Source organism: Actinopolyspora lacussalsi (genome assembly GCA_030803735.1).
In the GTDB taxonomy this organism is placed as follows: Bacteria; Actinomycetota; Actinomycetes; order Mycobacteriales; family Pseudonocardiaceae; genus Actinopolyspora; species Actinopolyspora lacussalsi.
The window spans coordinates 2,498,460-2,524,323 of the sequence record JAURUC010000001.1 but is presented as its reverse complement, the minus strand read 5'-3'; the positions used below and the strand labels follow the sequence as shown (position 1 = coordinate 2,524,323).

Sequence of the window (25,864 nt, the reverse complement as noted above, 5' to 3'; positions counted from 1 at the left end):
GCGTTCTCGGGGGCAGTCCCCGCGCTCTCGTCGGGACTTTCCGGTTCGCTGCTGGTCACTGCGTGGCTCTTTCCAAGTTCTGCTGTACCGACATGACCGCCTCGGCGATGGCCTGGTCGTAGCCCACGAAGGCCTCGGCGAACTCCTCGCCGTCACCCTCGCGCACCGCGTCGTTGATGCGTAGTTGTGCCGAGGCGACCCTACGCCGGTACCCCACCCCGCGCTCCGACCACCACCGGTCGCCCACGTACCGTGAGGTCGCTTCCGCGAGCGCGCTGAGCTGCGTCGGCAACGCGCGTCGCTCCGGAGGGTGACAACCGCCGAGCAGCGCCGCCCAGCAGCCCGCCGCCACCGTGTTCGTTTCCTCCGCTCGACTCCGGACCACGCGGGCATCACCCACGGCGGGTGTGCCCGGAGCCGTGGCCGCCGAAGTGGTGACGGCGACGGTGAGGGGGAGGAAGGTGGGCTCTCGCCCGTGATTCAGCACCACGACCTCCATGTGCGCTTCCAACTGCCGGAAACCTCGTCATCGCGGTTCACGCCGCGCGAGAGGTCCGCGCGGGACCTCTCGCGGCGGGCGTGCCGTCGGATTCCGGTGCGGCCGGCTACTCGTCCTCGGTCACGACGGCATGTACGGTGCCGTCCTCCAGACGGATCCGCAGGGGCGTTCCGGGGCGAACCTGCTCCGCCGAACGCAAGATGGACGAATCCGGACCGTCGGCGCGTTGCACGATCGCGTAACCTCGAGCAAGCGTGGCTGCCGGACCCAGCGCCGTCAAGCGTGACCTCGTCGCGGCGAGCTCCTGCCCCTCTCCGGTGATCACCGTCAGCATCGCGCGTCTGCCACGTTGGCGCAGCGCGTCCACCTCTTCGTCCCCGCGCCGCAGCGGACCTTTCGGATCCGCGAGCGAAGGCCTGCTGCGCAGCGAATTCAACAGTCCCTGCTCGCGCTCCACCCAACCGCGCAGTGCCCGTCTGGCGCGGTCGGTGAGCTGTCCGATACGTCTGGTCTCCTCGGCCACGTCGGGCACCACCCGTTTGCCCGCGCCCGTGGGTGTGGAGCTGCGCACATCCGCGACGTGATCCAGCAGCGGGGAGTCCGGTTCGTGCCCTATCGCGCTCACCACGGGGGTGGTGCACGTGGCGACCGCGCGGCACAGTGTCTCGTCCGAGAACGGCAGCAGGTCCTCCACGCTGCCGCCGCCACGCGCCAGCACTATCACCTCGACGTCCGGGTCGCGGTCGAGCTCGGAAAGCGCCTCCAGGATCTGGGGCACCGCGGTGGAACCCTGCACGGCCACGTTGCGCACCGCGAAGTCCACGGCGGGCCAGCGCAGCCGGGCGTTGCTGATCACGTCGTGTTCGGCGGCCGAGCCGCGTCCGGTGATCAGCCCCACACGTCCGGGCAGCAGCGGTGGGGAGCGTTTCCGGGCGGTCTCGAACAGTCCCTCGGCCGCCAGCAGCTTGCGGAGCCGTTCGATACGTGCCAGCAACTCGCCGACACCGACCGTGCGGATCTCGTCCACCCGCAGGCTCAGGGTTCCCCTGCCCACGTAGAACGAGGGTTTACCGTGCACCACCACCCTGCTGCCGTCGGTCAGCGGTGGGTCCATGCCCTGCAGCAGCGTGTTCGGGCAGGTCAGCGTCAGCGACACGTCGGCGGAGGGGTCGCGCAGCGTCAGGAACGCGGTGGTGGCCTTGGGACGTGCGGAGATCTGGGTGAGTTGGCCCTCCACCCAGATGTTTCCCAACCGGTTGATCCACTCCGCTATCTTGCGGGAGACGGTACGAACCGGCCAGGGGTTTTCGGCGCTGGTGGCGGAACTCAGCGGACTCGCTCCTTCGGATGACGACTCGGGTTGGGCCGGACTTTCCCGGTCGCGGGCACACGTGCCGGCACGACCGGCCGTGGTCGGCCCGACGGTCGTGCTCCCGACCGGGTGCTGGTCGGGGTGCCCGCGACCGGTCAGCTGTCGCGCTCGGCGGCGCGTACGTTGTTCAGCCGGTTGAACAGCATCTGCAGGAAGTCCGGGCGCCGGGAATGCGCCCGTTCGTGCTCCAGCAGCCGCACCAGGTCCGACTCGGAGAGCCCGCGTAACTTCCCCCGCAGCTGCGGCAGGGTCATCTCCTCGTAGCCGGGCAACAGATCCGAGACGTCCCCCGGGGCCCGCTCGCTCGACCACTCGCGTTCCGGGGGTGGCTGCGCCACGAAGCGGTCGGCCTCGTCACGGCTCGTCCCCGTCCGCCGGTCGGTCCCTTCCCGGCTCGAGGTGGTGAACGACTCGTCCTCGTCGAACGTCGCCCACTCGGGGTGCTGTTCGGTCTGCCGCGCATTGGCGAGCAGGTCGTCTCCCTTGATCGCCAGTTCCGTGATGTGCTGCTGCACCCGCATGCTCAGCTGCAGTGCCTGACTGGTGACGGTGACGGGCAGACCGATCAGGTGGTCGGGCAGCCTGCGGGTCTGTTCGACCACCGTGCCCGCCAGCCCCGCTGCCACCCGAATCGGCAAAGGAAACGATCGCATACCGTCAAGCTTGCCCCACGAGCGTGGCCCTCGTCATCACGTGGCGGAGTGGTGCCGCGCACCGCGCGTTCCGGTGAGCGGCCTCGTCGCGCTGTCGAGCACCGTTCGCGTGGTCACGGGTGTCGCAGCGCGTCCGGGTCACCTCGTCGCCGGAATCGTCGCCTCGTCGGGACGGTGCTGGCTGCTGACCGTTCCGCGTCGCATCCGTACCCTGTGCGGTATGAGCACCTCGCCGCAGGCTTCCGACTCCGGACAGGATACGACAGCCACCGACTCCGCCCCGTCGGGCAAACGCGTTCTGCTGGCCAAACCACGTGGCTACTGCGCGGGAGTCGATCGCGCCGTGGACACGGTGGAACGCGTGCTGGAGAAGTACGGGGCACCCGTCTACGTCCGCAAGGAGATCGTGCACAACCAGCACGTGGTGGGGAACCTGCGTGACCGCGGTGTCGTGTTCGTCGAGGACACCGAGGAGGTCCCGGAGGGATCGCTGCTGGTCTTCTCGGCACACGGCGTTTCCCCCGCGGTTCGCGAGGCCGCGACCCGACGCAACCTGCGCACCATCGACGCCACCTGCCCGCTGGTAACCAAGGTGCACAAGGAGGTGAACCGGTTCGCCCGGGAGGATTACGACATCCTGCTCATCGGGCACGAGGGCCACGAGGAGGTCGAGGGAACCTCGGGTGAGGCCCCGGAGAACGTCCAGCTGGTGGACAAGCCGGAGGACGTCGACCAGGTCGAGGTGCGCGACCCCTCGCGGGTCGTCTGGCTCTCCCAGACCACCCTGAGCGTGGACGAGACGATGGAGCGGGTGAACCAGCTGCAGGACAAGTACCCCGAGATGCAGGCCCCGCCCAGCGACGACATCTGCTACGCCACCTCGAACCGCCAGGTCGCGGTCAAGGCGATGGCCGAGGAGTGCGACCTCGTGCTGGTGGTCGGTTCGCAGAACTCCTCGAACTCCAAGCGCCTGGTGGAGGTCGCGCTGCACGCGGGAGCCACCGACTCCCACCTGATCGACTACGCCAGCGACATCGACGACTCCTGGCTGGAGGGGGTCGACACCGTCGGTGTCACCAGCGGGGCCTCGGTGCCGGACGTGCTGGTCTTCCAGGTGCTGGACTACCTGCGGGAACGTGGCTGGGGTGAGGTCGAGGAGGTCACCACGGCCAACGAGAAGGTCTCGTTCGCGTTGCCCCGCGAGCTGCGCAAGGACCTGGACGAGAATCCGAACAGTCCGCAGAGCGTGCGCTGAGCGAGCCGGTTCGGCCGGCTGGTTTTCGGCCGGTGGGTTCTCGGCCGGCGGGCTTTCGGACAGCGGGTCGCCGTGTCCGGTTCGGACGGTTCATCACCGAGCCGTGTTCCGGTCCGGGAGTGGTTCCGCGACCACTCCCGGCGTGATCGCGAGCGCCCGAGCGGTTCCGCCGAGCGAGCGACCCGCTCGGAAAGCCTCGATCAGCCCTCGTCCCGTCGGGGACGCCGCGGCCTGCCCGGTGGTTCGGTCCGCCCCCGCCGCTGCGTCGAGCCGCCAGGGGGGTCCCCTTCACGCGGGGGGCGTTTCGCGTTGCCCCTGCCCGGGGGTGCCGGACGCCTGTCCTGGTTCGGCGCGGAGCTCTCGGACGGTTCACCGCCCCGTTGTCCGCGTCCTGACCGCTGGTCGTCCCGTCCGTTCGGTGGCGTCCCGCCGTCCCGTTCGCGCCTGCCGGAACCACGGGGCGCTTCGCCGTCGGCTCGCTCCGATGGCCGTTCGGAGCGATTCCTCGGTCCGGAACCGCGTCCGGGGGGAGCTCCGCGTCGGCCCGAGGACTCGGGGGATTCCGAGCGCTGCTCGCGTTGTCCGGAGCGTGGTGACTTCCGCCGGGCCGCTCGGTCGTCCGCGTCCTCGGGATCAGCGGTCGCCGTACCGGCTCTGCCGCGGTTCGACGCGCTGTCGCGGCCCTCGCCGGGGCCGCCACGGGAGGCCCGTTCGGACCCGCTGCCCCTGGAACCGCGTCCGGCACCGTCGCCCCGCTCGCCGCGAGCCGACTCGGCCGCCGCCGTGTCCCCGCCGCGCCGCTTCCTCGGTTGTAGTACGAATATCCGCAACAGTCCGCCGAGTATCGCCACCGCCGTCGTCGCTGCCATCGCCGGAAAGCTGTTGATCAACGGTGTGGCCAGCGAGAGCATTACCTGGCGAAGGCCGTCACCCGCGTTGAAACCGATCCCCATGGCCCAGACCACGCTCGGGATGACGATCGCCACGACCAGCGGTGGTTGCACCATCGGGCCGAACAGGCTGCCGCGCTGAACCAGCATGACCGCGAGCAGGGCGCCCACGATGCAGCCCGACGTGAAAACGAACCCGGGGCCCGACCAGATCAACGTGTCGATCACGGCACACAAGGCGGCCAGCACCAGCGGCAGCAGAAACGCCGCCCACCACGGGATGCCGCGGATGGTTCCGAAAGCCGACCGTTGTGCCAACTGTCCGGAACGACTTTCGGGGCTGTGGATGTTGCGCTCGGATGTCGCGGTCACGCTTGTCACCGTAACGGTCCAGTGCGGTCGCAACGACACGTCCACGATCCCGGTGGCTCGTTTCTCGGCGGCGAGCGGCTCTCTCACTCGATGGCGGTAATCCCGTGACCTGTCCGTTATCGCCACCGAATCGGGTGATAGACGCGGGCGGAGCGCGCGGGCCCAGGTCACATCGTGTGATGCTTGACACAACACACGGGTGAGCGGGCGGGGCGAAGCGACCGGTTATCCGCTCGTGTTCCGCAGGGGGTGACGCAATGGACGCCGCACCACCGCTGGTGGAGCTACGGGCGATCACGAAACGGTTCGGTGGTGTGCTGGCCTGTTCGGGCGTGGACCTGACCGTGCGGGCCGGTGAGGTTCACGCGCTGCTCGGCGAGAACGGTGCGGGCAAGTCCACCCTCATGCGGGTGCTGTCCGGCGATGTCACCGGCCATTCCGGCGAGATCCGCATCGCCGGGAAACCCCGCGCTTTCCGCGGGCCGATCGACGCGCAACGCGCCGGGGTCGCCATGATCCAGCAGGAGCTGGATCTGGTGCCCGCGCTGTCGGTCGCAGAGAACCTCCACCTCGGACGCGAGCCCCGCACCGCACGCGGCACTGTGGACCGTTCCCGGATGAACCTGCGGACCGGTGAACTGCTGCGGCGCATCGGGGTGGATCTCGACCCGCGCAGCCCCGTGGGACAACTCCGCATCGGCGAGCAGCAGCTGGTCACCGTCGCCCGCGCGCTGGCCCAGGACGCCGCGGTGCTGATCATGGACGAGCCGACCTCGGCGCTGTCCGGTACCGAGGTGGACAGGCTGTTCGCGGTGATCGCCGAACTGCGCCGCGACGGCACCGGGATCGTCTACATCTCTCACCGGATGGACGAGATCGGCGAGGTCGCCGACCGCGCCACCGTCCTGCGCAACGGCGGGGTGGCCGCCGAGTTCGACGCTCGCAGCGTCACAGCCGAGCAGGCAGCCGACGCCATGGTCGGCGATGACTTCACCACCGCTTTCACACCGACGCGGCGGAGTCCGGGCGGGGAATTGCTCGCGCTGTCCCGCTTCGCGGTGCACCCCCGCGTGCGCGACGACGGCAGGAGGACTCCCACGGGTGTGGACCTGTCGGTGCACCGTGGCGAGATCGTGGGGCTGTGCGGATTGCTCGGTTCGGGACGCACCGAACTTCTCGAAGCGCTCTACGGGCTCGGGCCGAGCGCTGAATGGCGCGGTGAGGTGCGGTTGCACGCTTCCCGTTACCGGCCGCGCGGCCCCCGGCAGGCGCTGCGTTCCGGAGTCGCGTTCGTGCCAGAGGACCGCGCGGGCAGTGGTCTGGTCACCGAACACTCCGTGACCGCCAACACGGTGTTGTCCGTGCTCCCCCGGCTCGGCAGGCTCGGGCTGGTCGCGAGGAGGCGGGAGAGCTCGACCGCGCGACGGAACGCTCGACGTCTCGGGATCAAGCTCGGTTCCACGTCCGATTCCGTGGGCACGCTCTCCGGGGGCAATCAGCAGAAGGTCGTGTTCGGACGGATGCTGCTGACCGAGCCCGCGCTGCTGCTGTTGGACGACCCCACGAGGGGGTCGACGTGGCGGCCAAGGTCGAGATCTACCGGTTGCTGGACGAGATCGCCGGACAGGGCATCGGTGTGCTGCTCGCCTCCTCGGAGCTCGCCGAACTTCTCGACGTGTGTTCCCGCGTCGTGGTGCTACGTGACGGCGGATCCGTCGCCGAGTTCGACAGCTCGCGCACCAGCCGGGCCGAGCTACTGGCGGCCGCGATGGGAAATCGGAGTGACGCGGCGGAGCCGGCGGTGGCTTCCACGGGGGGTGGGAAATGAGCTCGCGCGCCACCGACGACGAGCCCACCGACTCCGCGTCCACCTCCACCGGGGGATCCGCTCCGGACGCCGCCACCCCGGAGACCGCGGCCGGGACCTCGACGAGCGAAGGCTGGTCGGCAGGGAGACAGTCGGCAGGGGACCGGTCTTCCGGAGCTCGGCCGAGCGAAGTTCAACGAGCGGGGCGGAGTGGTTCGGGTGGCGTCGAGGCGCTGCTGCGGTTCCAGAGCCTGTTCGGCCTCCTGCTCGTCTTCCTGGCCTCGGTGGTGTTCTCGCCGCGCGGCGACGACGGCGAGATCATCTTCCTGACCAGCGAGAACCTGTTCAACCTCGTACGGGCGATCTCCGAGATAGGCATCATCGCGATCGGCCTCACCTTCGTCATCCTCGTCGGCGGCATCGACCTGTCGGTGGGATCGCTGCTCGGGCTGGCGGCGGTGGGATCGGCCGTGTTGCTGACCGAGGACGACTTCGGGGTGCTCGCCGCGGTGTCGGTGGTGCTGCTCGCCGGGCTGGTGTTCGGCCTGCTGCAGGGGGCGGCGGTGGCGCTGCTACGGGTGCAGGCGTTCATCGTCACGCTCGCGGGGCTGCAGATCGCCAGGGGACTGGCGCGCCTGTGGTCCGGTGGACAGACCGTGCCGATCACCTACGGCTCCGGTGCGGGGCAGGCACCGCTGTCGTTCTCGTTGCTGGGGGAGCGGACCTTCGACGGCATCGTGCCCGTCCCGGCGCTGATCTTCGCGGTGCTCGCGGTACTCGCGGTGGCGTTCCTCCGGGGCAGCGCCTTCTCCCGCCACCTCTACGCCATCGGCGGCAACGAGAAAGCGGCCAGGACCTCGGGGGTCCCGGTCAACCGGGTCAAGATTATCGCGTTCGGGATCTGCGGACTGTGTGCGGCCCTGGCGGGCATCGTGCACGCCGGTCAGCTCAACACCGGCAGTCCCAACGCCGGGATCTCCTACGAGTTGGACGGGATCGCCGCCGTGGTCGTGGGTGGGACGAGCCTGGCGGGCGGTCGTGGATCGATGATGGGCACGATAGCCGGCGCGTTGCTGCTGGGAGTGCTCAACAACATCCTCGCGCTCAACACGGTGGACACCGACCTGCAGTTGGTAATCAAGGGTCTCGTGATCGTGGCTGCCGCCGCCGCGCAGCGGCTGTGGCCCTCCCGGTAGTGGAAATCCGGTAGTGGAAATCCGGTAGTGGAAAAGGAGCCCGGATGAGTTCTCGGACGCGATCGATGTTCGCGGCTGTCTGCGCGGTCGCGCTGCTCGGCGCCGGATGCGGGACCACGAGCACGAACGCGGGTGCGGCCGGTGGGGGACCGGATTCGGCGGAGGTCTGCGATGGACCGGGCGAGGAGTACACCATCGGCGTCAGCCAGGCCAACGTCGCCGAGCCCTACCGGGTGCGGATGAACGCCGACATCAGGCGTGCCGCCGCGGAGGTCGAGCAGTTCGACGAGGTGCAGTTCCTCGACGCCGCGCAGGACAACTCTAGGCAGGTCAGCCAGATCCGGACCCTGATCACCAAGCGGGTGGACCTGCTGATCGTCAGCCCCAACGAGGCGGCCCCGCTTACCGGGGTGGTCGGCAGGGCCTACAACAGCGGCATCCCGGTGATCCTGCTGGACCGCAAGGTCAACGGCGATTCCTACTCCACGTTCATCGGCGCCGACAACGAGAGGATCGGTCGGAAGGCGGGCGAGTACCTCGCCGAGCAGCTGCTGCCCGAGGGCGGCGAAATCGTCGAACTGCGCGGCCTGTCCGGCTCCACACCCGCGGCCGAACGTGGCAGGGGTTTCCGCGCCGGGATCGAGGGATCGGGAATCGAGATCATCGCCACCGCGGACGGGCAGTGGTTGCGTGCCGAGGCCCGGTCGAAGATGGCGGCGATGCTCAAGGCCCACCCCCGCATCGACGCGGTTTACGGGCACAACGATCCCATGGCCGAGGGTGCCCACCTCGCCGCGCGGACGGCAGGACGGGCGGAAGGGACGAAGTTCGTCGGCATCGACGGGCTCCCCACGCCCTCCGGTGGGATCAAGGCGGTGCGGCAGGGGCGGCTGTCGGCGACGTTCGTCTACCCCACCGGGGGTGCGGAGGCGATAACCGCCGCGAAGCGGATACTGATCGACTGCGAGTCGGTCCCCCGGAAGCGGACCCTGCCGACACAGTTGGTCACCCGGGAGAACGCCGCCGAGGTGTATCGCCGGTTGAATTCCCGGTGACGAATCGGGCGGAGAGCATCGGTGATCCGGTGTCGCCGAATATCGCGGAAATGTGAAGATCTCTGATTTTTCGCTGTGTTTCCCGTAGCGTCGATTCCCCCGAACGAACGATGTGGATTTCGGTGCGGAATCGACCGCGATCGTACGACAATTCCCGGGAAGTGGATCGACCCCGGTGCGGCTTCCCGCAGCGTGGTCGCGGATTCCTATCCGGGAGGCGAACACGATGGCCGTGGGAACAAGCGCGGGAATCCGGTCCGGGCCCGCCGTGCGCGGGCGCGCGGCGCGCGTTCTCGTCGTGTTCGTGCTGGTTCTCGGTACTCTGGGGGCCACCATCGGCGACTCCACCTCGGAACGCGTCCGTGCCGAGGAACCCGGCACACCGGCCGGATCGGGTGACGGCCGCACGGTCGGCTGGGAGACCTACCGCTCGCTGGACGAGCTGGGCGGACTCCGACACGGTGGCAACAGCAAGCAGTTCTCCAGCTTCGCCAGGAGCGGCAGCAACGACGACGGTTTCAACGGAACCCACTCGTGCCTGCGCACCACCGAGCGCGGCTGCGTCATCGCGGAGCACACCGGGGCGGGGGAGATCACCTCGATCTGGTTCACCCGTGACCCCTGGGGCGATGTCACCGCCACCGGCGACATCCACATCCGACTGGACGGCCGGACCGTGCTGGACGCCCCGCTCGCCGACGTCGTGGCGGGTGAACTGGGGCCACCGTTCGTCTGGCCCCTGGTCGGCGACGCGCGCGACACCTCCGGTGGCGCGGTCGTCAAGGTCCCGATGCCCTACCGGGAGTCCATGCGGATCACCGTGGACGAGAACCCGTACTTCTACCACGTCGACTACCGCTCGTTCGCCGATGCGGATGGCGTCACCACCTTCGACCCGCGTGACCCGGCCCTGGACGTGGTCCGGCGGCTGCGTCGGTTCGGGGTGGCCGATCCCAAACCGGACGCGCCCACGATCGCGGAACGGCGTTCCCGCTTCTCGCTGCGCCCCGGCGAGTCCACCACGCTGAAACCGATCCGCGGACCGGCGATGATCGACGAACTTCGGCTCCGCCTCCCCGGTGTCGTGGCGGCGCCGCGCGTAATCGACGACGGGCGCGCGTTCGGCGAGGGCGGATCCAGCTCCTTCGACGCGCGCATCGCACCCGGCAACGACGGAGTCCGGATAACCCGCCGCTACGACGCCAACGTCGGAGGCCAGGTGGCGCGAGTGCTCGTCGGTGACGAACGCGTCGGCACCTGGAACAGCGGCCCGGCGCGAAAGGGGGAGTGGGGACGCGAGCGGGTCACCGTGCCCGCACCGCTGACCCGGGGCAGGGCCGAGCTGCGCGTCACGAACGAGTTCCGGTCCGCCGAGGTGGACATCAACGAGTTCCGCTACGAAGTGCACAGCAGGGTGGACGGTGACTGGATCCGCACCGACGTCCTCGACGTGGGACCGGCCAATCCCGGTGACGAGACGGCGCACGACTACCGGATCGACAACCAGGTCTTCCAGCGGCGCAAACTGGTGGCCCACCTGCCGCACGAGCGTGCGCGGGTCGAGAAGTCCGACGCGGTGCTGCGCGACGTGCGGCTGCGGATCACCTTCGACGGACGAACCACCGTCGACGCCCCGATCGGGGAGTTCTTCGGCTCCGGGCTCGGCGAGTACGACGTGCGCAGACTTATGAGCTCCATCGACGCCGGGGAGGGGTGGTACACCTCATGGTGGCCCATGCCGTTCGCGCGACGAGCCGAGATCGAGCTGGTCAACGAGGGGTCGGTGCCGATCCGCCGCGCGGTGCTCGAAGCGACCGCCGCCCCTTCGGCGGGTGCGGGGCCGGGGACCGGTTCGGGCCACTTCCACGCCACGCACCGTCAGGGTCTCACCGAGCCCGGCAAGGACTGGAAGTTCCTGTCCACCTCGGGCAGCGGTACGTTCTACGGCGTGACGCACACCATGCGCGGCAGGATTCCCCCCGGCATGGCGCGCACTCCGGAGGGACCGCGTTCCTCGGCCTCCCCACGTGCCAACCAGCGCAACTATCTGGAGGGTGACGAGCGGTTCTACGTGGACGGCTCGGCCAGCCCGGCCTGGTACGGCACCGGAACGGAGGACTTCTACGAGTCGGGCTGGTACTTCCGGGGCGGCACCACCTTCGCCATGCCGCTGGCGGGCAATCCCGCTTACGAGTACTCCGGTGACGGGTGCCGTTACGACTGCACCGGGACGTACCGGCTGCTCGTGTCCGACGCGGTGTCGTTCGACAGCGAAATCGTGGCCGGTATCGAACACGGACCGGCCAACAACGAGCCGGCGCGCTACAGCTCCACCGCCTACTGGTACGGCAACCCGGTCTCCACCATGCGGCGCACCGACCGGATCGACCTGGACGACCGGTTCAGCAGACTGGCACACGACTACAACGCCCTCGGCGAGTCGCGTCGGGAGCTCACCGCCACCTTCGAGGGCAGGCGCGACCCTGGCCCGTACCGGTACACGACCACCTCGACCACGGGTGAGATCGGGTTCCGGGTGCGGATCGATCCGGACAACTCCGGAGTGCGGCTCCGCAGACTCTCCGACCAGCGCAGCAGCCATCAGCGGGTTCGTGTGCTGGTCAACGGTCGGGACGCCGGCGTCTGGTCGCAGCCGTTGGGCAACAGCGCGCACCGGTGGCTGGAGGACGGTTTCGACATCCCGGCCGAGCTCACCCGAGACCGGAACACGCTGCGAGTGCGGCTGCTGCCCGCGGACGACGCGCCGCCCTGGTCGGCGGTGCGCTACACCGCGTTCTCCTACCGGACGGCGGGAGAATAGCGCCCAACCGCTCGTTGGTAGGACTTCGGCACCGCGGCGCCGAGGGCGCGGCGATTTCACGAGAAATCTAAGCCCCTGGGGCCGCACCGCTCCCCGTCCCGGCGATTTCGTGGGAAATTGACGCCGAACATCGACGGGAGATCCGAACAGCCGAGGGTTTGCCGTGGTTTCGCGACGGCTGCGGGAAGTGGGAGCGATGTCCGAAGAGGTACTGCTGGGAATCGACATCGGCACGTCCAGTTCCAAGGGCGTCCTGACCACCACCAGCGGTAAGATCCTGGCCAGGGCCGAGCGCGCACACGCCACGAGCCGCCCGTCACCGGGGCGGGTCGAGCACGACGCCGAGGCGATCTGGTGGCACGACTTCCGGGAGCTGGTGGCCGAGTTGTTGCCCGCCGCCGAGCGGCGCGGGATCGCCGGGCTCGGGGTCAGCGGTATCGGGCCGACACTGCTGCCCGCCGACGAGGAGGGCAACCCGCTGCGGCCCGCGATCCTGTACGGCGTGGACACCAGGGCCACCGCCGAGATCGCGGAACTGAACGCCGAGCTCGGCCCCGAGGAGATACCGCGGCACAGCGGTTCGGCACTGAGCAGCCAGGCGGTCGGCCCCAAGATCCGCTGGTTGGTCAACAACGAACCCGAGACCTACCGTCGCACGGCGAAACTGCTGATGTGCGGTTCCTACCTGGTGCACCGCCTCACCGGTCGCTACGTGCTCGATCACCACTCGGCCAGCCAGTGCGATCCGATCTACGATCTTCACCGGAAACGTTGTGCCCCCGAGTGGTCCGACGCGGTGGCACCCGGGCTCGAACTGCCCGAACTGGCCTGGTCCACCGAAACGGCGGGCAGGGTCCACGCCCGCGCCGCCGCCGAGACCGGACTACCGGAGGGGCTGCCGGTCACGGTGGGCACCGTGGACGCCTGGGCGGAGGCGTGCAGCGTCGGTGTGCGCGATCCCGGCGACGTGATGCTGATGTACGGCACCACCATGTTCTTCGTGCGGGTCGTGGAACGGCTCCGGGCCCATCCGGTGTTGTGGGGCACTCGCGGTGTTCATCCGGACACCTACACCCAGGCCGCCGGGATGGCCACTTCCGGCGCGGTGACCGACTGGCTGCGCGGTCTGTTCGACGGGGAGTTCTCCGAGCTGGCCGCCGCCGCTTCCGAAGTGCCGCCGGGCAGTCGCGGTCTGCTGCTGTTGCCCTACTTCGCCGGTGAGCGCACCCCCGTGTTCGACCCGGACGCGCGGGGCATGCTGTTCGGCCTGACCACCGAGCACGGCCGGGCCGAGCTCTACCGCGGTGCCCTGGAGGGAATCGCCTACGGAGTGCGGCACAACCTCGCCGAGATGCGCGGTTCGGACACCGCGACCGAACGACTCGTGGCGGTGGGCGGTGGCACCACGGGCGGATTGTGGACCCGCATCGTCTCCGACGTGACCGGCTGCACCCAGCTGATCCCGGCGGAGACGGTGGGTGCCTGCTACGGCGACGCGCTGCTGGCCGGGTTGGCCACCGGCACGGCGGTCGCCCCGGACGAGTGGAACCCGGTGGTCGACCGGGTCGAGCCGGACCCGGCCAACACCGAACGCTACGATGCCTTCTACCGCCACTACCGCACGCTCTACGAGAGCACCGCCGAGACGGCGCACTTCCTCGCCGAACAGCAGCGGATCGCCACCGCGGGTCCGGCCTGATCCCGCCTCGGGCGGCGCGGCGGGACTGCCGTGCGGTGTTCCGACAGGACCGAAGCGCTGGGCAGCCGTCGCGTCCGGTCATTCCGCCGCGCCGTCGCCCGTCCCGTTCCGGGAGGCCACCCTGTCGGTGCGACCCGCCTCGTCCCCGGAACCGGGCGACCCTTCCGAACCGGCCAACTCTTCCGAACCCGACGGTCCATCGGAACCGGCCAGTCCTTCCGAGGTCCGACGCACCTCGGCCACCCCGGTGGCGTCGTTCAGCTCGGCCAGCGGCAGCACCGCCCCCCGGAAGTGCTCCAGCGCGTCGAGCTCCCTGCGGCGTGCCGAGACGAACCGCTGCAGGTGAGTGCCGGACAGGTTGACCGCCTCCACCGCCGAGGCCGCGGCCCGCTGCGCCTCCACCGCTTGGGCGCGGATCCGCTCGATGTCGGCGGCGATGGTGCGTTCGGTCGCCGCGAACAGCGCGGCCGAGGCCAGCACCCCGAACCCGGTGGGTCCACACAGGAACACCCGCTTCTCCAGCAGCCACCCCAGCAGCGTCGGGTCGCTGTCCAGCGCCGAGACCACCGCCGCGTCGGAGGGAACGAACATGATCGCGCCGTAGATCGCGTCGGCCCAACGCTGGTAGTCCCTACCCGCTAGCTCCTTGGCGCGGGCGCGGATGTTGCGGGCGTGCACCCGCAGCGCCTCGTCGCGCTCCGCCGGATCGTCGGTTTCCATCGCCTCGGCCCACGCGGCGAAACTGGCCTTGGCATCCACCGGGACGCGCCGTTCCCCGCTCACGTTGAGCACCAGGTCAGGCCGGGCGGCACCACCGCCCGCGAGGTCGGTCTGCTGGGTGAAGTGAACCCCCTCCCGCAACCCCAGTGCCCGGGTGGTTCGTACGAGGGACTGTTCACCCAACTCGCCGCGTCCGGTGCTGGAGGCGAAGGTCACCTCGTAGCGCCGCAGCGCCGCCTCGTGCCGCGAGGCGCGCTCCCGCTCCGCCTCCAGCATCCGCAGCGCCTCCGCCGCCCGCCGTGCGGAATCCTCGGCCCTACGGGCGGAATCGCCGTACAACCGCCAGATCACCAGCAGCGCGGCCGCGAACAGCAGCACCATCACCACCAGCAGACCCCCGAGCATCGCTGACCCCACGAGCACTCCTCTCGTCCGTCGGTTGTCGAACGGATCATCGCCGACGAGGGGGAGCCGCGTCCCGTCCCCGTCCGCGACACGCCGCCCCCACTCGCGGCACACCGCTGTCTCCCGTGACACAGCACTGCCGCCCGCCGCGCATCGCCGCCGCCCGCGCCACAGCACTGCCGACGGGGTGATCGAACCGCCGCGGTGTGTCGATAGCGTGCGGCCATGCGCCTGCTGCACACCTCGGACTGGCACATCGGTCGCACGTTCCACGGCCACGACCTGCTCGACGACCAGCGGCGGGTGCTCTCCGAGCTGGCCGAGATCGTCCGTGCCGAGAACGTGGACGTGGTGGTGATCTCCGGGGACCTCTACGACCGCTCGGTGCCTTCCGGCGAGGCGGTGCAGACCTGCGTCGACGTGCTCGAACAGCTCCGCCGGACCGGCGCGCGGCTGGTCGTCACGTCGGGCAACCACGACTCTCCGCAGCGGGTGGGGGCGTTCGCCGGATTCGCGGCCGCAGGCGGGCTGCACCTGCACACCCGCGTCGCCACCCTGCACGAGCCCACCGTGCTCTCCGACGAGCACGGGCCGGTGGCCTTCTACGGCATCCCCTACCTCGAACCCGACCCGGCTCGGCAGGTGCTGCGCACCAGCACGGCGCCCGGCGCGGCAGAGGACGTCGAGCGCGGTCACCCCGCTGTGCTGGGTGAAGCGATGAACCGGGTTCGGGGCGAACTGGACAGCCGTGATCCCGGCACCAGGTCCGTGGTGCTGGCACACGCCTTCGTCACCGGTGGCGGCAGCAGCGACTCCGAACGCAACATCGCCGTCGGCGGGGTGGATCAGGTGCCCGCCGACGTGTTCGCCGGGGTCGATTACGTGGCGCTGGGACATCTGCACGGTTGCCAGCGGATCACCGAGCGGGTGCGGTACTCGGGCAGCCCGATGGCCTACTCGTTCTCCGAGGCACGGCAGCGCAAATCGGTGTGGCTGGTCGAGCTGGACTCCGAGGGGCTGTCCGAAACACGCCGGATCGAGCTGCCCGTTCCCCGCGAACTGGCCACGGTGTCCGGAACTCTCGAACAGCTGCTGCACGACCCCGAGTACGAATCCGCCACGGACTGCTACGTTTCGGCCACGGTCACCGACGAGGCCCGCCCGGTGGACGGGATGCGCAGGCTGCAGCAGCGGTTCCCCCACGCCGTGCACATGGAGTGGGAACCGGCGGGCGGCAGGGCCCGTGCCTCGCTGCGCTACTCGGAGGCGGTGCGTGACCGCGACGAGCCGCGGCTGCTGCGGGACTTCGTCGCCAATTGCCGGGGAGAGGAACCGTCCGACTCGGAGGGTGAGTTGTTGGATCGGGCACTGTCCGAAGTGAACACCGCGGAGGTGCGGCGGTGAGACTGCACCACCTGGAGCTGTCGGCCTTCGGTCCGTTCCGGGACCGGCAGCGGATCGACTTCGACGAGCTCGGCGCCGACGGGCTGTTCCTGCTGCACGGTGACACCGGGGCGGGAAAGACCACCGTGCTCGACGCCGTCACCTTCGCGCTGTACGGCCAGGTCCCCGGTGTTCGGCACCAGGCCAAGGCGCTGCGCTGCGACACGGCGCCGCCGGAGACACCCACCCGGGTGTCGCTGGAACTGACCGTGCAGGGCTGTCGGATGCGCGTGGAGCGCAACCCGGAGTACCAACGTCCCAAGAAAAGGGGCGAGGGCACCACCACGGAGAACGCGAAGGCCACGCTGACCTGGCTCGACGAACCTCCCGAGGGTGAGCCTACCGAGGGGGTCACCCGCCCCAACGACGTCGGTCCGACCGTGGAACGACTGCTGGGGATGGACGCGGGACAGTTCTGCCAGGTCGTGCTGCTGCCACAGGGTGACTTCGCGCGGTTCCTGCGCGCCGACGCCAAGGAGCGGGCAGATCTGCTGGAGGAACTCTTCGACACCCGGCAGTTCTCCCGCGTCGAGGACTGGTTCGCCGAGCGACGCAACCAGCGCAGGACCGAGCTGCGCACCGCCCGGGAGCACAGTGAGAAGCTGCTGGCCCGGTTCTCCCAGGTCGCTGGCGGCGAGCCCGGTGAGGACGAGGACCGTGCCGAATGGTTGGACGAGACCGAACGGAGCTTCGCCCGCCGGTACGAGCACGCCCGTGCCGAGGACGAACGGCTCCGGCAGCGGCGCGAGCGGGCCGATGAGAAGCTGGCTCAGCAGCGCGAGCTGGCGGACAAGGTGCGACGCGTCCGCGAAGCCCGCGCGGAGCTCGACGAACTCGCGGACCTGGCGGAGAACTACCGGACCGCCGGTGCCGAGCTCGACGCGGCCCGCCGCGCCGTGCCAGTGGCCAACGCCGCCCGGGAACTGGACAGCAGCACCACCCGACTACGCGAGGCCGAGCAGGAGCTGCACCGGGCCCTGGCCGATTGCCCCGACCACGAAACCGACGGCGCGGCGCCCGCCGGGAACGGATCCGCCGACACCGACGAGTTGCACGCCCGGTCGCTGCGCTACCGCGAGGAAGCGGCCGTGCTGGCCGATCGGGAGCAGGAGGCCGAGCAGCAGCGTCACGACCGGGCGCGGATCACCGAACTCGACGAGAACATCGCCGCCGACCTCACCACCGACGCGGAACTCGCACAACAGCAGCACCAGCTGCCGGAAGAGCTCGAACAGGCCCGAGCGGCGGCCCACGAAGCCGAACAGGCACCCGAACGGCTGGAGACGGTCACCGCCAGGTGCGAGGAACTGAACTCGGCGCTGGAGGCAGCCCGGCGACTCCCCGATGCCGAGACACGACGCGACACCGCACGCGAACGGGCCCAGCACGCCGTCGACGAGCACCAGAGCGCGCGTGAACAGCTGCAGGACATCCGGGAACGCAGGCTCGCGGGTATGGCGGCCGAACTGGCCACCCGACTCGAAACCGACGCGGCCTGCCCGGTCTGCGGCTCACTACAGCACCCGCACCCGGCCGAGCCGGGCGAGTCGTCCGTCGGCCCCGATGACGAACGGCGGGCACGCGATACCGAGAACGATCGCCAACAGCGCAGGGACAGCGCGCGGAGCGAGCTGGAGGAAGCCGAACGGGAACACACCCGGCTCCGCGAACAGCTCGGCGAACGCACCGAACCGCGACTGCGCGAGGAGTTCGAGCGAGCCACCGCCGAACGCGACGACCTGCGCGAACTGGCGGACCAGCGGCAGCACCGAGCCGAGCGGCTGACCGAACTCAACAACCACGCCGAGCGGTTGGCGGCCAGGCGCACCGAACTGGACAAACGGATCACCGCCGCACGCTCCGGCCGGGAATCACTCGCCGAGACCGTCGACGAGCGGGAGCAACGGCTGCGCGAGGCACGTGGTGAGTTCGACACGGTCACCGCGCGACGGCGACACCTGCTCGAACTCGCCGAACGCCTCGAACGCGCGGTGCGGGCACGCGCCGAACACGACCACGCGGTGACCCGCGAGAACGAACAGCGCGAGGCGCTGGCGCGGATCGCCACCGAGAACGGCTTCGACGGCTCCGAGACGGCGCTGGCGGCACGGCGGGAACAGCCGCGCATCGACGAACTCGCGGACTGGCTGGCCGACGTCGACCGCCGCGACGCGGCGGCCAGGGCCACCCTCGACGAGCTGCCGGACGTCTCGGCCGACACCGAGGTCGACACCGAAGGCGCCGCGGCGGCGGCCGAACAGGCGCGGCGGCTGGTCGACGACGCGGCCGGAGTGCTCGGTGACCTCGACCACCGCAGCGCGCAACTCGCCGAGCTCGGCGAGGAACTACGGCAGTCCTGGAAGGAACTGGCGCCCCTGGAGGAGGAGTTCGCCGAACTCGACGCCCTGACCGACGTGGTCAACGGTCGAGGACAGAACGCCCGGAAGATGACACTGCGCTCCTACGTGCTCGCCGCGCGGCTGGAGGAGGTCGCCGTGGCCGCCACCGCCAGGTTGCGGCACATGAGCGACGGGCGTTACGCGTTCGTGCACTCCGACGAGCAGGGCGCGCACGGCAAACGGGGCGGGCTGGACCTGCGCGTGATCGACGACTACTCGGGACGCACCCGCTCCACCAAGACGCTGTCCGGCGGTGAGTCGTTCCTCGCCTCACTGTCGCTGGCTCTGGGGCTGGCCGACGTGGTCAGCTCCGAATCCGGTGGCGCGATGCTCGACACGTTGTTCATCGACGAGGGCTTCGGCACCCTGGACGGGGATACACTCGACCTCGTGATGGACGCGCTGGACGAGCTGCGAGCCGGGGGCAGGACGGTCGGTCTGGTGTCGCACGTCGACGAACTGCGGCAGCGTATTCCGGTACGCCTGCGGGTGCGCAAGTCGCGCGGCGGTTCGTCACTGGCGATCGAGGCGTAGCCCCGCACCGTGTTCATCACCGGCCCGCCGTGGTCGGGCCGGTGATGAGTTCGGTGTGCCGGTGCGTGAACTCAACCGAGCAGCGTCGATACCGCGGTCCGGCGCGACCGGGCCGGGAAAGGTCGGTTCATGTCCGAGCTGTCCAGCATGCTGGAGACCCACGATCCGGATGCTCGCCGCGAGTACATCGTGAACACCCTGGTGGACACCTTCTCCGAACTGATGGAGAACAAGCCCGCCGCCTTCCGCACCAAGTTCCGCAAGATGGCCGCCTCGCCGTTCGCCTTCTACCGCGGCACGGCCTGCCTGTTCTACTCCGACGTCGCCCGGCTCAAGGACCCGTGGGCCGACGAACGCACCAGCAGGGTCTGGATCCAGGGCGACCTGCACGCCGAGAACTTCGGCACCTACATGGACGGCGAAGGCGTGCTGATCTTCGACGTCAACGACTTCGACGAGGCGTACCTCGGACATTTCACCTGGGACCTGCAGCGGTTCGCCGCCAGCCTCGCGCTGCTCGGGTGGAGCAAGGCGCTGCCGGACGAGGACATCGGCGAGTTCATCCGCCGTGCCACCCGCTCCTATATCGACCAGGTGCGGCAGTTCGTGGCCGGTGACGACGACGCCGCCTTCTCGCTGAACCTCGGCACCACCGACGGGCCGATCCGCGAGGTACTGCAGCAGGCCCGGCTGCGCAGCAGGGGCGGACTGCTCGACCGCGAGACCGAGACCGAGGGCTACGACCGCAAGTTCCGTAACGGGGTGGGCGTACGCAGGCTCGGCGACGACGAGTACCAGCGCGTCATCGAGGCGTTCCAGCGCTACCTGAGCACGATTCCGCAGGACAAGAAGATGCGCGACATCGCCTACCAGGTCAAGGACGTGGTGGGGCGCAGCGGTTTCGGCATCGGCAGCGCGGGGCTGCCCGCCTACAGCGTGCTCATCGAGGGCGAGAACGAGGCGCTGGAGAACGACCTGATCCTGTCGGTGAAGCAGGGCAACGCGGCCGCGCCCGCGACGGTGGTGCCCGATGAGCGGATCCGGAACTACTTCCTGCACCACGGGCAGCGCACCGCGATGTCGCAGCGGGCACTGCAGGCGCACGCCGACGCGCTGCTGGGCTACACCGAGATCGACGGCACCGGCTACGTGGTCTCCGAGGTCTCGCCCTACGTGTCCGATCTGGACTGGGGTGAACTCACCGAACCGGATGACATCCGGCCGGTGGTGGACTACCTGGGACGCGCCATCGCCAAGATCCACTGTGTCGCGGACTCGGACTCGGACCAGACGCTGGTTCCGTTCCAGACCGAGGACGCCATCTCGAAGGTGCTCGAAGGCAGGGAGGAGGAGTTCGCGGACTGGCTCTGCGACTTCGCGATGAGCTACGCCGACGTGGTGCGCGACGACTACCGGCTGTTCGTGGAGGCGTTCCGCAACGGTGAGATCGGAGGGGTCACTTCCACTCGCACCTGACATCGCTGGGTGGCGGTGCCGGTTGCGTAGTCGCTCGCTTGGCGGAACCTCCGGCGGCGCCTCGCTGCGGGTGCCCCGACATCGGGTAGCGACCTACACAACGTCGGGGCCGTCCTCGCGAGGCACTCGCCGGAGAACCCGCGGCGGTGCCGGTGGCCAGGGTGGTCGCAAGCGGCCGGGGCCGGTCGCGTACGGGGTCGTCCTCGCTGCCGCGCTCATGGTCGCTTCCCCACGATGCTCTCCGGAGCGCCGCGATTTCTCGCGAAATTTACGTACCGACACGGCGGTGTGGCCCCAGCTCCGTCAATTTCTCGAGAAATTGACACCCCTACGGCGGTGAGGCCCGGACGCGGAATTTCCCACGAAATCGCCGGGACACCAGCGCCGACGAATAGCCGCACTCCGACCACCCTCGCAGCAGGAGCGGCCGCGGGTTCTCCCGTGCGGCTCTCGCGAGGAAGGCCCGACGTGGCGTAGGTGGCTACTCGATGTCGGGTCTCCCGGAGCGAGAGCCGTGCGAGAGGTTCCGCCACAGCACCAGCTACTCAGGCCGAGCGTTCATCCTCAAAGTTGTTCGTGGTCGAGGAGCTGTCGCTTGAGTTCGAGGCCCCAGCGGAATCCGCCGAGCGAGCCGTCGCCGCGCAGCACCCGGTGGCACGGCACGAACAGTGCCGCCGCGTTGTGCGAACAAGCGGCAGCGGCGGCCCGCACCGCTTCGGGGCGCCCGATCAGCGCCGCGTAGTCGCGATAGCTGACGGACTTGCCGCCCGGGATCTCCCGCAGCACCCGCCAGGCGTGTTCCCGGAACGGGCCGGACCGCTGGGAGACCGGGATGTCGGCCGCCGCGTCCAGCTCCCCCTCGTGATACCGGCGCACGGCGCGGCTCACCTCGCCGAGATCGGTTGCCTTGCGGATCTCGTGCGGCCGTAGCGGTTCCGCGATGAGCGGCAGCAGTTCGTCGGCTGCGTCGGTCCACCCGGCGGCGAGTACCGTGCCCTCGCTGTCGACCACCGTGGTGAACGGGCCGAAACGGGTGTCCATCATGGACCATTTGGCTGTCATGTCGGCTCCTTCGTCGTGGATTCGGTGTGGTGTTCGTGGTTCGTCGCGTGTCGGGCGCTCCGGGCTGCCCGCCACAGGTGCACCGCCGCGTAGGAGCGCCACGGGCTCCACTGCCGCGCGCGGTCGAGCAGCGTGGCGCCGTCGGGCAGCCCCAGCAGTCCGGCGCCGCGACGTAACGCGCGGTCGGGGAGGGGGAAGCTGTCGGGCTCGCCCAGCACGCGCGTGCTCACGTGGTCGGCGGCGCGTTCCCCGAGCCCCGCCCCGCGCAGCTCCTCGCGCAGTTCCGCGCCCTCTCGACCTTCGTCGATGCGCAGCGCCCCGCTGATCAGCGCGGTGGCGAGCCCGCGGATCGCTGCCGCGCTGCCGCCGGATCCGGGCAGCACGCGCTCCGCTCCCTCGGCGAGCGCCTCGGCGGTCGGGAACAGCACGACCTCGCTCGTCCCGTCGAGGGCGGGAACCCGCTCACCGAGCTCGGCGATCAGCTTGGAGAGCTCGGCGCGCCCGTCGCCGGTCGGTCCGGCTCCGCCGAACCCTGATTCGTCGAGCCCCGATTCGTCGAGCAGAGCCCGCACCGCGGTCTCCGTGCCGTCCGCGCTGCCGGGCAGCCGCACTCCCGGGGTACTCGCCACCGTTCCGGCCAGCGCGGGATCCGAGCCGAGCACCTCGTCGACGGCCACCGGATCGCAGTCCAGGTCGAACAGCCTGCGCAGTCGTGCCACCGCGCTGCCGAGGTCACGGAGTTCGGTCAACCGCAGGGTGACCGCCAGGTGGTCCGTTCGAGGGGTGAGCTCCGCGACCCCGTGACCGTGCGGCAGGCGCAGGGTCCGGCCGTAACCGCTTCCGGTCGTCCACTCCACGCCATCGACGGCAGGACCGAGCCGGAATCCCAGCGTGCCCGGGGCGTCGAACGGCAACCGCATCGGCAACCGCAGCCGCAACGTGCCCGCCGGGAGCCCCTCGGGGGAGCGGCGTCGGGTCGTCCGCGCCCGCAGCTCCGTCGGGTTGGTGGCGAACACCTCCCGAACGGTCTCGTTGAACTGGCGCAGGCTCGCGAACCCGGCGGCATAGGCGATGTCGGTGAAGTTCAGCTCGGTGGTCGCGATCAGCAGCCGCGCGGTGTGCGCCCGGTGGGCGCGTGCCAGCGCGAGCGGCCCCGCTCCCAGTTCCTCGGTGAGTACCCGGGTCAGCTGTCGGGTGGAGTAGCCGAGCCGCGCGGCCAGTCCCGGCACGCCCTCCCGCTCCACGAGCCCGTCGGTGACCAACCGCATCGCGCGCCCCGCGAGGTCGGCTCGCAGGTTCCACTCCGGCGATCCCGGCACGGCGTCCGGCAGGCAGCGGCGGCACGCGCGGTAACCGGCCTGCTGCGCCGCTGCCGCCGTGGCGAAGAACTCGACGTTGCCGGACTTCGGGGTGCGCGCGGGGCAGGAGGGCCTGCAGTAGATACCGGTGCTGCGCACGCCGGTCACGAAGCATCCGTCGAACCGGATGTCCCGGGACGCCACGGCGCGGTAGGCCTGTTGCGGTGTGACCAGCATGAGTCGAGACTGCCACTGCTCGGCGCGCCCCACTAGCGGAAATCGGACACGATGGTTCGGGTGTTTTGGGCCCTCCCGAGAGGTTCAGGCGTGGGATTCGGCCCTGGCGAGCGCCGGACGTGACACGGTCGGCTGCGCGATCGGAGTCCGGCACCTATCTTCGGGGCATGACTCGGGGACGTGACATCGCTCGCTGGTTCGCCGCCGCACTGGCGGCGCTGGCGCTACTGACGGCGGGTTCCTGCGAGGAGGGCGAGCAGGGCCCCGGTGGCGGGGACCAACAGGAGCAGCAGGACCAGGAGGACGGCGAGCAGGAGGATGGGGAACAGCAGGAACAGGAGGAGGACGGCGGCGGCTACTGAGACTCCGCCGGGGGATCGCCAACGGTCCTGATGCGCCGAGGGGATTGCCCCGCGCATCCGGCACGGCGGGCGGTCGACTCGCCCGCCTGACCGTGATCCGAATCGGGCTCCTAGACTTGGACAGCTGTGACCCTCACTCTCGGAATCGTCGGCCTGCCCAACGTGGGCAAGTCCACGCTGTTCAACGCGCTGACCCGCAACGATGCGGTCGCGGCCAACTACCCGTTCGCGACCATCGAGCCCAACGTCGGTGTGGTTCCGCTGCCGGACCAACGGCTGGACAGGCTCGCCGAGATGTTCGACTCGGCGCGCACCGTGCCCGCGACCGTCTCGTTCGTCGACATCGCCGGGATCGTGCAGGGGGCTTCCGAGGGGCAGGGGTTGGGCAACCAGTTCCTCGCCAACGTGCGTGAGGCGGACGCGATCTGCCAGGTGATCCGCGTGTTCGACGACTCGAACGTGGTTCACGTCGATGGTCAGGTGAACCCGTCCAGCGACATCGAGACCATCAACACCGAGCTCATCCTCGCGGACCTGCAGACCATCGAGAAGGCGCTGCCCCGCCTGGAGAAGGAAGCGCGCACCAAGAAGGAGCGCAGGCCCGCCGTGGAGGCCGTGCAGGCCGCCAAGGAGGTGCTGGAGGAGGGCAAGACCCTGTTCTCGGCGGGGCGCGGCACCGAGGTTCCCGAGCTCGCCGAGCTGAACCTGCTGACCACCAAGCCGTTCCTCTACGTCTTCAACTGCGACGAGGGCGTGCTCAACGACGAGGCCAAGCTCAAGGAGCTGCGCGAGCTCGTGGCGCCCGGCGACGCGGTGTTCCTGGACGCCAAGGTCGAGTCGGAGCTGCTGGAGCTGGACGAGGAGTCCGCCCGCGAGCTGCTGTCCTCGGTGGGGCAGGAGGAGCCGGGGCTGAACGCGCTGGCCAGGGCCGGGTTCCACACGCTGGGGCTGCAGACCTACCTCACGGCCGGGCCCAAGGAGGCCCGCGCCTGGACGATCCGCAAGGGCGCCACCGCGCCGGAGGCGGCCGGTGCCATCCACACCGACTTCCAGCGCGGCTTCATCAAGGCCGAGATCATCTCCTACGAGGACCTGGTCGAAGCCGGTTCGATGAACGCCGCCCGCTCCGCCGGCAACGTCCGGCTGGAGGGAAAGGAGTACGTGATGCACGACGGCGACGTGGTGGAGTTCCGCTTCAACGTGTAGCGGACGCCGTTCCGGCAGCTCAGCGGCCTGACTCGATTCGTCGTTCGTCAGGTGTTCGTCAACGTCTCCCAGGACTTCGGCGTCTGTCCGGGCGGCTGCGTCGCGGGTCCGGTCCTCGGCTGACGGCCACGAGTGCGAGTAGGTGTGCAAGGTGATCGACGGTGTGCAGTGGCCGAGCGCCCGCTGCACGGTCATCACGTCACAGCCCGAAGCGATCAGTCCGCTCGCGTAGAAATGCCGTAGCTCGTGGCGGCGGACGTCTTCGCAGCCCGCTGCCTCCCGTACCTCGCGCTACCAGTACTCGATGCTGTTCTGATGCATCGGGTTGCCGTTGTCGCCCTCGGTCTACCGTTTCGATGACGAGGTGATCGTCGGTCCCCACGTGTTCGGCGAGCTCGCCGCTCACGCGCCAGCCATGCACGTTCGCCGTCTCGCGGCGGGTGATCTGTTCAGCACCTACGCGGACAGCTTCGATGCTGTGTGGGACGGTGCTTCGGCGTTGACCTGAGAGGCAGAAGCCATGAGCAAACGGGACTACTACGGCGACCCGCAGGCCCCGACGGCCAACAGCCTCGTGGTGGCCGTGGCCGTGGTGGGCCGTGACGAGTCCGGCCGTGTGCTGTTGATCGAACGCACCGACAACGACCTGTGGGCCCTGCCCGGCGGAGCACAGGACATCGGCGAGACCACCCGACAAGCCGCCTTGCGCGAAGTCGCCGAGGAAACCGGGCTGATCGTGGAGCTCACCGACATCGTGGGTATCTACTCCGACCCGCGACACGTCATCGCCTACGACGACGGCGAGGTCCGCCAGGAGTTCTCGATCGTGTTCACCGCCCGCACCGACAAGCGGGCGGGCGGCCTCCCCGGAAGCGAAGCGGAAGACAGGCGGCCAGACATCACGGCAGGGGCCGCCGAGACGACTCACCACCTGCTCGCCGGTTCGGCGTGGCACCGTGGCCGGTCGGGCACGTGTTCCCGCGAAGTGTGGTCCCGTTACGGACGCCCTCACCCGGCCACTTCCTAAGGGCAAACCAGCGTGCCCGGGGAGTAGCCTCGTAACCTGCTGCGCTCTTTTTGATTCGCCACACTAAGCTATCGAC

The 25,864-nt window shown here is 69.7% G+C and carries 19 protein-coding genes and 1 pseudogene; 13 read left to right on the top strand and 7 right to left on the bottom strand.

Annotated features, from left to right (window positions below; translation table 11 throughout):
• Positions 1 to 55 precede the first annotated feature (55 nt).
• From J2S53_RS11210 to J2S53_RS11200, 3 genes are all read right to left on the bottom strand, one after another.
• Entirely contained in the window at positions 56 to 511 is a 456-nt protein-coding gene (locus tag J2S53_RS11210) for a hypothetical protein (protein WP_456240915.1), read from the bottom strand.
• Positions 512 to 605: 94 nt separating this feature from the next.
• Positions 606 to 1,829 carry an exodeoxyribonuclease VII large subunit gene (xseA, locus tag J2S53_RS11205; protein ID WP_456242771.1) on the bottom strand — a complete coding sequence of 408 codons (1,224 nt, stop codon included), beginning with the start codon at positions 1,827 to 1,829 and terminating at the stop codon, positions 606 to 608.
• A 137-nt stretch (positions 1,830 to 1,966) separates the two neighbouring features.
• On the bottom strand, positions 1,967 to 2,524 hold the full coding sequence (locus tag J2S53_RS11200) for a lipid droplet-associated protein (protein ID WP_456240914.1): 558 nt from the start codon (positions 2,522 to 2,524) through the stop codon (positions 1,967 to 1,969).
• Between the two features lie 220 nt (positions 2,525 to 2,744).
• Here J2S53_RS11200 and J2S53_RS11195 point away from each other — a divergent pair, with 220 nt between their 5' ends.
• Positions 2,745 to 3,779, top strand: coding sequence for a 4-hydroxy-3-methylbut-2-enyl diphosphate reductase (locus J2S53_RS11195; protein ID WP_456240913.1), 1,035 nt, complete (start codon positions 2,745 to 2,747; stop codon positions 3,777 to 3,779).
• 200 nt (positions 3,780 to 3,979) lie between these two features.
• Here J2S53_RS11195 and J2S53_RS11190 read toward each other — a convergent pair whose 3' ends face one another.
• On the bottom strand, positions 3,980 to 5,041 hold the full coding sequence (locus J2S53_RS11190; RefSeq protein ID WP_456240912.1) for a DUF6542 domain-containing protein: 1,062 nt from the start codon (positions 5,039 to 5,041) through the stop codon (positions 3,980 to 3,982).
• Between the two features lie 257 nt (positions 5,042 to 5,298).
• Between J2S53_RS11190 and J2S53_RS11185 the strand changes: the two are divergent.
• The 5 genes and pseudogenes from J2S53_RS11185 to J2S53_RS11165 all read left to right on the top strand — a co-directional run bounded on the left by J2S53_RS11185 (position 5,299) and on the right by J2S53_RS11165 (position 13,619).
• A pseudogene (locus tag J2S53_RS11185) lies at positions 5,299 to 6,869 on the top strand (sugar ABC transporter ATP-binding protein).
• Positions 6,866 to 8,044 carry an ABC transporter permease gene (locus tag J2S53_RS11180; protein WP_456240911.1) on the top strand — a complete coding sequence of 393 codons (1,179 nt, stop codon included), beginning with the start codon at positions 6,866 to 6,868 and terminating at the stop codon, positions 8,042 to 8,044. The pseudogene J2S53_RS11185 and the gene J2S53_RS11180 overlap by 4 nt, the downstream one beginning before the upstream one ends.
• Before the next feature lie 44 nt (positions 8,045 to 8,088).
• Positions 8,089 to 9,099 (top strand): substrate-binding domain-containing protein, encoded by a 1,011-nt coding sequence (locus J2S53_RS11175; RefSeq protein ID WP_456240910.1) that lies wholly within the window; start codon positions 8,089 to 8,091, stop codon positions 9,097 to 9,099.
• A gap of 226 nt (positions 9,100 to 9,325) precedes the next feature.
• The gene (locus J2S53_RS11170) at positions 9,326 to 11,920 is read left to right on the top strand and encodes a glycoside hydrolase family 172 protein (protein WP_456240909.1); all 2,595 of its coding nucleotides are present in this window, start codon (positions 9,326 to 9,328) and stop codon (positions 11,918 to 11,920) included.
• A 196-nt stretch (positions 11,921 to 12,116) separates the two neighbouring features.
• Positions 12,117 to 13,619 (top strand): FGGY-family carbohydrate kinase, encoded by a 1,503-nt coding sequence (locus tag J2S53_RS11165; protein WP_456240908.1) that lies wholly within the window; start codon positions 12,117 to 12,119, stop codon positions 13,617 to 13,619.
• A 78-nt stretch (positions 13,620 to 13,697) separates the two neighbouring features.
• Here the strand turns inward: J2S53_RS11165 and J2S53_RS11160 are convergent, their stop codons facing one another.
• Positions 13,698 to 14,756, bottom strand: a complete 1,059-nt coding sequence (locus J2S53_RS11160; protein WP_456240907.1) for a DNA recombination protein RmuC — start codon at positions 14,754 to 14,756, stop codon at positions 13,698 to 13,700.
• Between the two features lie 213 nt (positions 14,757 to 14,969).
• On the opposite strand from J2S53_RS11160, the gene J2S53_RS11155 reads away from it, so the two are divergent.
• The 3 genes from J2S53_RS11155 (at position 14,970) to J2S53_RS11145 (ending at position 20,596) form a co-directional block, all read left to right on the top strand.
• Positions 14,970 to 16,148: an exonuclease SbcCD subunit D gene (locus J2S53_RS11155; protein WP_456240906.1), complete on the top strand. Its 1,179-nt coding sequence runs from the start codon at positions 14,970 to 14,972 to the stop codon at positions 16,146 to 16,148.
• Positions 16,145 to 19,120: an AAA family ATPase gene (locus J2S53_RS11150; RefSeq protein ID WP_456240905.1), complete on the top strand. Its 2,976-nt coding sequence runs from the start codon at positions 16,145 to 16,147 to the stop codon at positions 19,118 to 19,120. The genes J2S53_RS11155 and J2S53_RS11150 overlap by 4 nt, the downstream gene beginning before the upstream one ends.
• A gap of 129 nt (positions 19,121 to 19,249) precedes the next feature.
• Complete coding sequence (locus J2S53_RS11145; protein WP_092979724.1) at positions 19,250 to 20,596, top strand: DUF2252 domain-containing protein; 1,347 nt, start codon at positions 19,250 to 19,252, stop codon at positions 20,594 to 20,596.
• A 564-nt stretch (positions 20,597 to 21,160) separates the two neighbouring features.
• Here the strand turns inward: J2S53_RS11145 and J2S53_RS11140 are convergent.
• Both J2S53_RS11140 and J2S53_RS11135 read right to left on the bottom strand, forming a co-directional pair.
• Positions 21,161 to 21,658, bottom strand: coding sequence for a methylated-DNA--[protein]-cysteine S-methyltransferase (locus tag J2S53_RS11140; RefSeq protein ID WP_456240904.1), 498 nt, complete (start codon positions 21,656 to 21,658; stop codon positions 21,161 to 21,163).
• The gene (locus tag J2S53_RS11135) at positions 21,655 to 23,193 is read right to left on the bottom strand and encodes a DNA-3-methyladenine glycosylase 2 family protein (protein ID WP_456240903.1); all 1,539 of its coding nucleotides are present in this window, start codon (positions 23,191 to 23,193) and stop codon (positions 21,655 to 21,657) included. Before J2S53_RS11135 ends, J2S53_RS11140 begins: the two co-directional genes overlap by 4 nt.
• A gap of 167 nt (positions 23,194 to 23,360) precedes the next feature.
• Between J2S53_RS11135 and J2S53_RS11130 the strand changes: the two genes are divergently transcribed.
• The 4 genes from J2S53_RS11130 to J2S53_RS11115 all read left to right on the top strand — a co-directional run bounded on the left by J2S53_RS11130 (position 23,361) and on the right by J2S53_RS11115 (position 25,788).
• Positions 23,361 to 23,555: a hypothetical protein gene (locus J2S53_RS11130; protein WP_092979730.1), complete on the top strand. Its 195-nt coding sequence runs from the start codon at positions 23,361 to 23,363 to the stop codon at positions 23,553 to 23,555.
• Positions 23,556 to 23,681: 126 nt separating this feature from the next.
• Positions 23,682 to 24,761, top strand: coding sequence for a redox-regulated ATPase YchF (gene ychF / locus J2S53_RS11125; protein WP_456240902.1), 1,080 nt, complete (start codon positions 23,682 to 23,684; stop codon positions 24,759 to 24,761).
• A 325-nt stretch (positions 24,762 to 25,086) separates the two neighbouring features.
• Positions 25,087 to 25,269 (top strand): hypothetical protein, encoded by a 183-nt coding sequence (locus J2S53_RS11120; RefSeq protein ID WP_456240901.1) that lies wholly within the window; start codon positions 25,087 to 25,089, stop codon positions 25,267 to 25,269.
• Between the two features lie 12 nt (positions 25,270 to 25,281).
• Positions 25,282 to 25,788, top strand: coding sequence for an NUDIX domain-containing protein (locus tag J2S53_RS11115; protein ID WP_456240900.1), 507 nt, complete (start codon positions 25,282 to 25,284; stop codon positions 25,786 to 25,788).
• Positions 25,789 to 25,864: the final 76 nt, after the last annotated feature.

What these genes read in the sequence shown, in the direction of transcription:
- J2S53_RS11200 (WP_456240914.1), bottom strand. Translation starts at nt 2,524, where the DNA reads ATGCGATCGTTTCCTTTGCCGATTCGGGTGGCAGCGGGGCTGGCGGGC.
- J2S53_RS11195 (WP_456240913.1), top strand. Translation starts at nt 2,745, where the DNA reads ATGAGCACCTCGCCGCAGGCTTCCGACTCCGGACAGGATACGACAGCC.
- J2S53_RS11180 (WP_456240911.1), top strand. Translation starts at nt 6,866, where the DNA reads ATGAGCTCGCGCGCCACCGACGACGAGCCCACCGACTCCGCGTCCACC.
- J2S53_RS11175 (WP_456240910.1), top strand. Translation starts at nt 8,089, where the DNA reads ATGAGTTCTCGGACGCGATCGATGTTCGCGGCTGTCTGCGCGGTCGCG.
- J2S53_RS11170 (WP_456240909.1), top strand. Translation starts at nt 9,326, where the DNA reads ATGGCCGTGGGAACAAGCGCGGGAATCCGGTCCGGGCCCGCCGTGCGC.
- J2S53_RS11165 (WP_456240908.1), top strand. Translation starts at nt 12,117, where the DNA reads ATGTCCGAAGAGGTACTGCTGGGAATCGACATCGGCACGTCCAGTTCC.
- J2S53_RS11155 (WP_456240906.1), top strand. Translation starts at nt 14,970, where the DNA reads ATGCGCCTGCTGCACACCTCGGACTGGCACATCGGTCGCACGTTCCAC.
- J2S53_RS11145 (WP_092979724.1), top strand. Translation starts at nt 19,250, where the DNA reads ATGTCCGAGCTGTCCAGCATGCTGGAGACCCACGATCCGGATGCTCGC.
- J2S53_RS11140 (WP_456240904.1), bottom strand. Translation starts at nt 21,658, where the DNA reads ATGACAGCCAAATGGTCCATGATGGACACCCGTTTCGGCCCGTTCACC.
- J2S53_RS11135 (WP_456240903.1), bottom strand. Translation starts at nt 23,193, where the DNA reads ATGCTGGTCACACCGCAACAGGCCTACCGCGCCGTGGCGTCCCGGGAC.
- J2S53_RS11130 (WP_092979730.1), top strand. Translation starts at nt 23,361, where the DNA reads ATGACTCGGGGACGTGACATCGCTCGCTGGTTCGCCGCCGCACTGGCG.
- J2S53_RS11115 (WP_456240900.1), top strand. Translation starts at nt 25,282, where the DNA reads ATGAGCAAACGGGACTACTACGGCGACCCGCAGGCCCCGACGGCCAAC.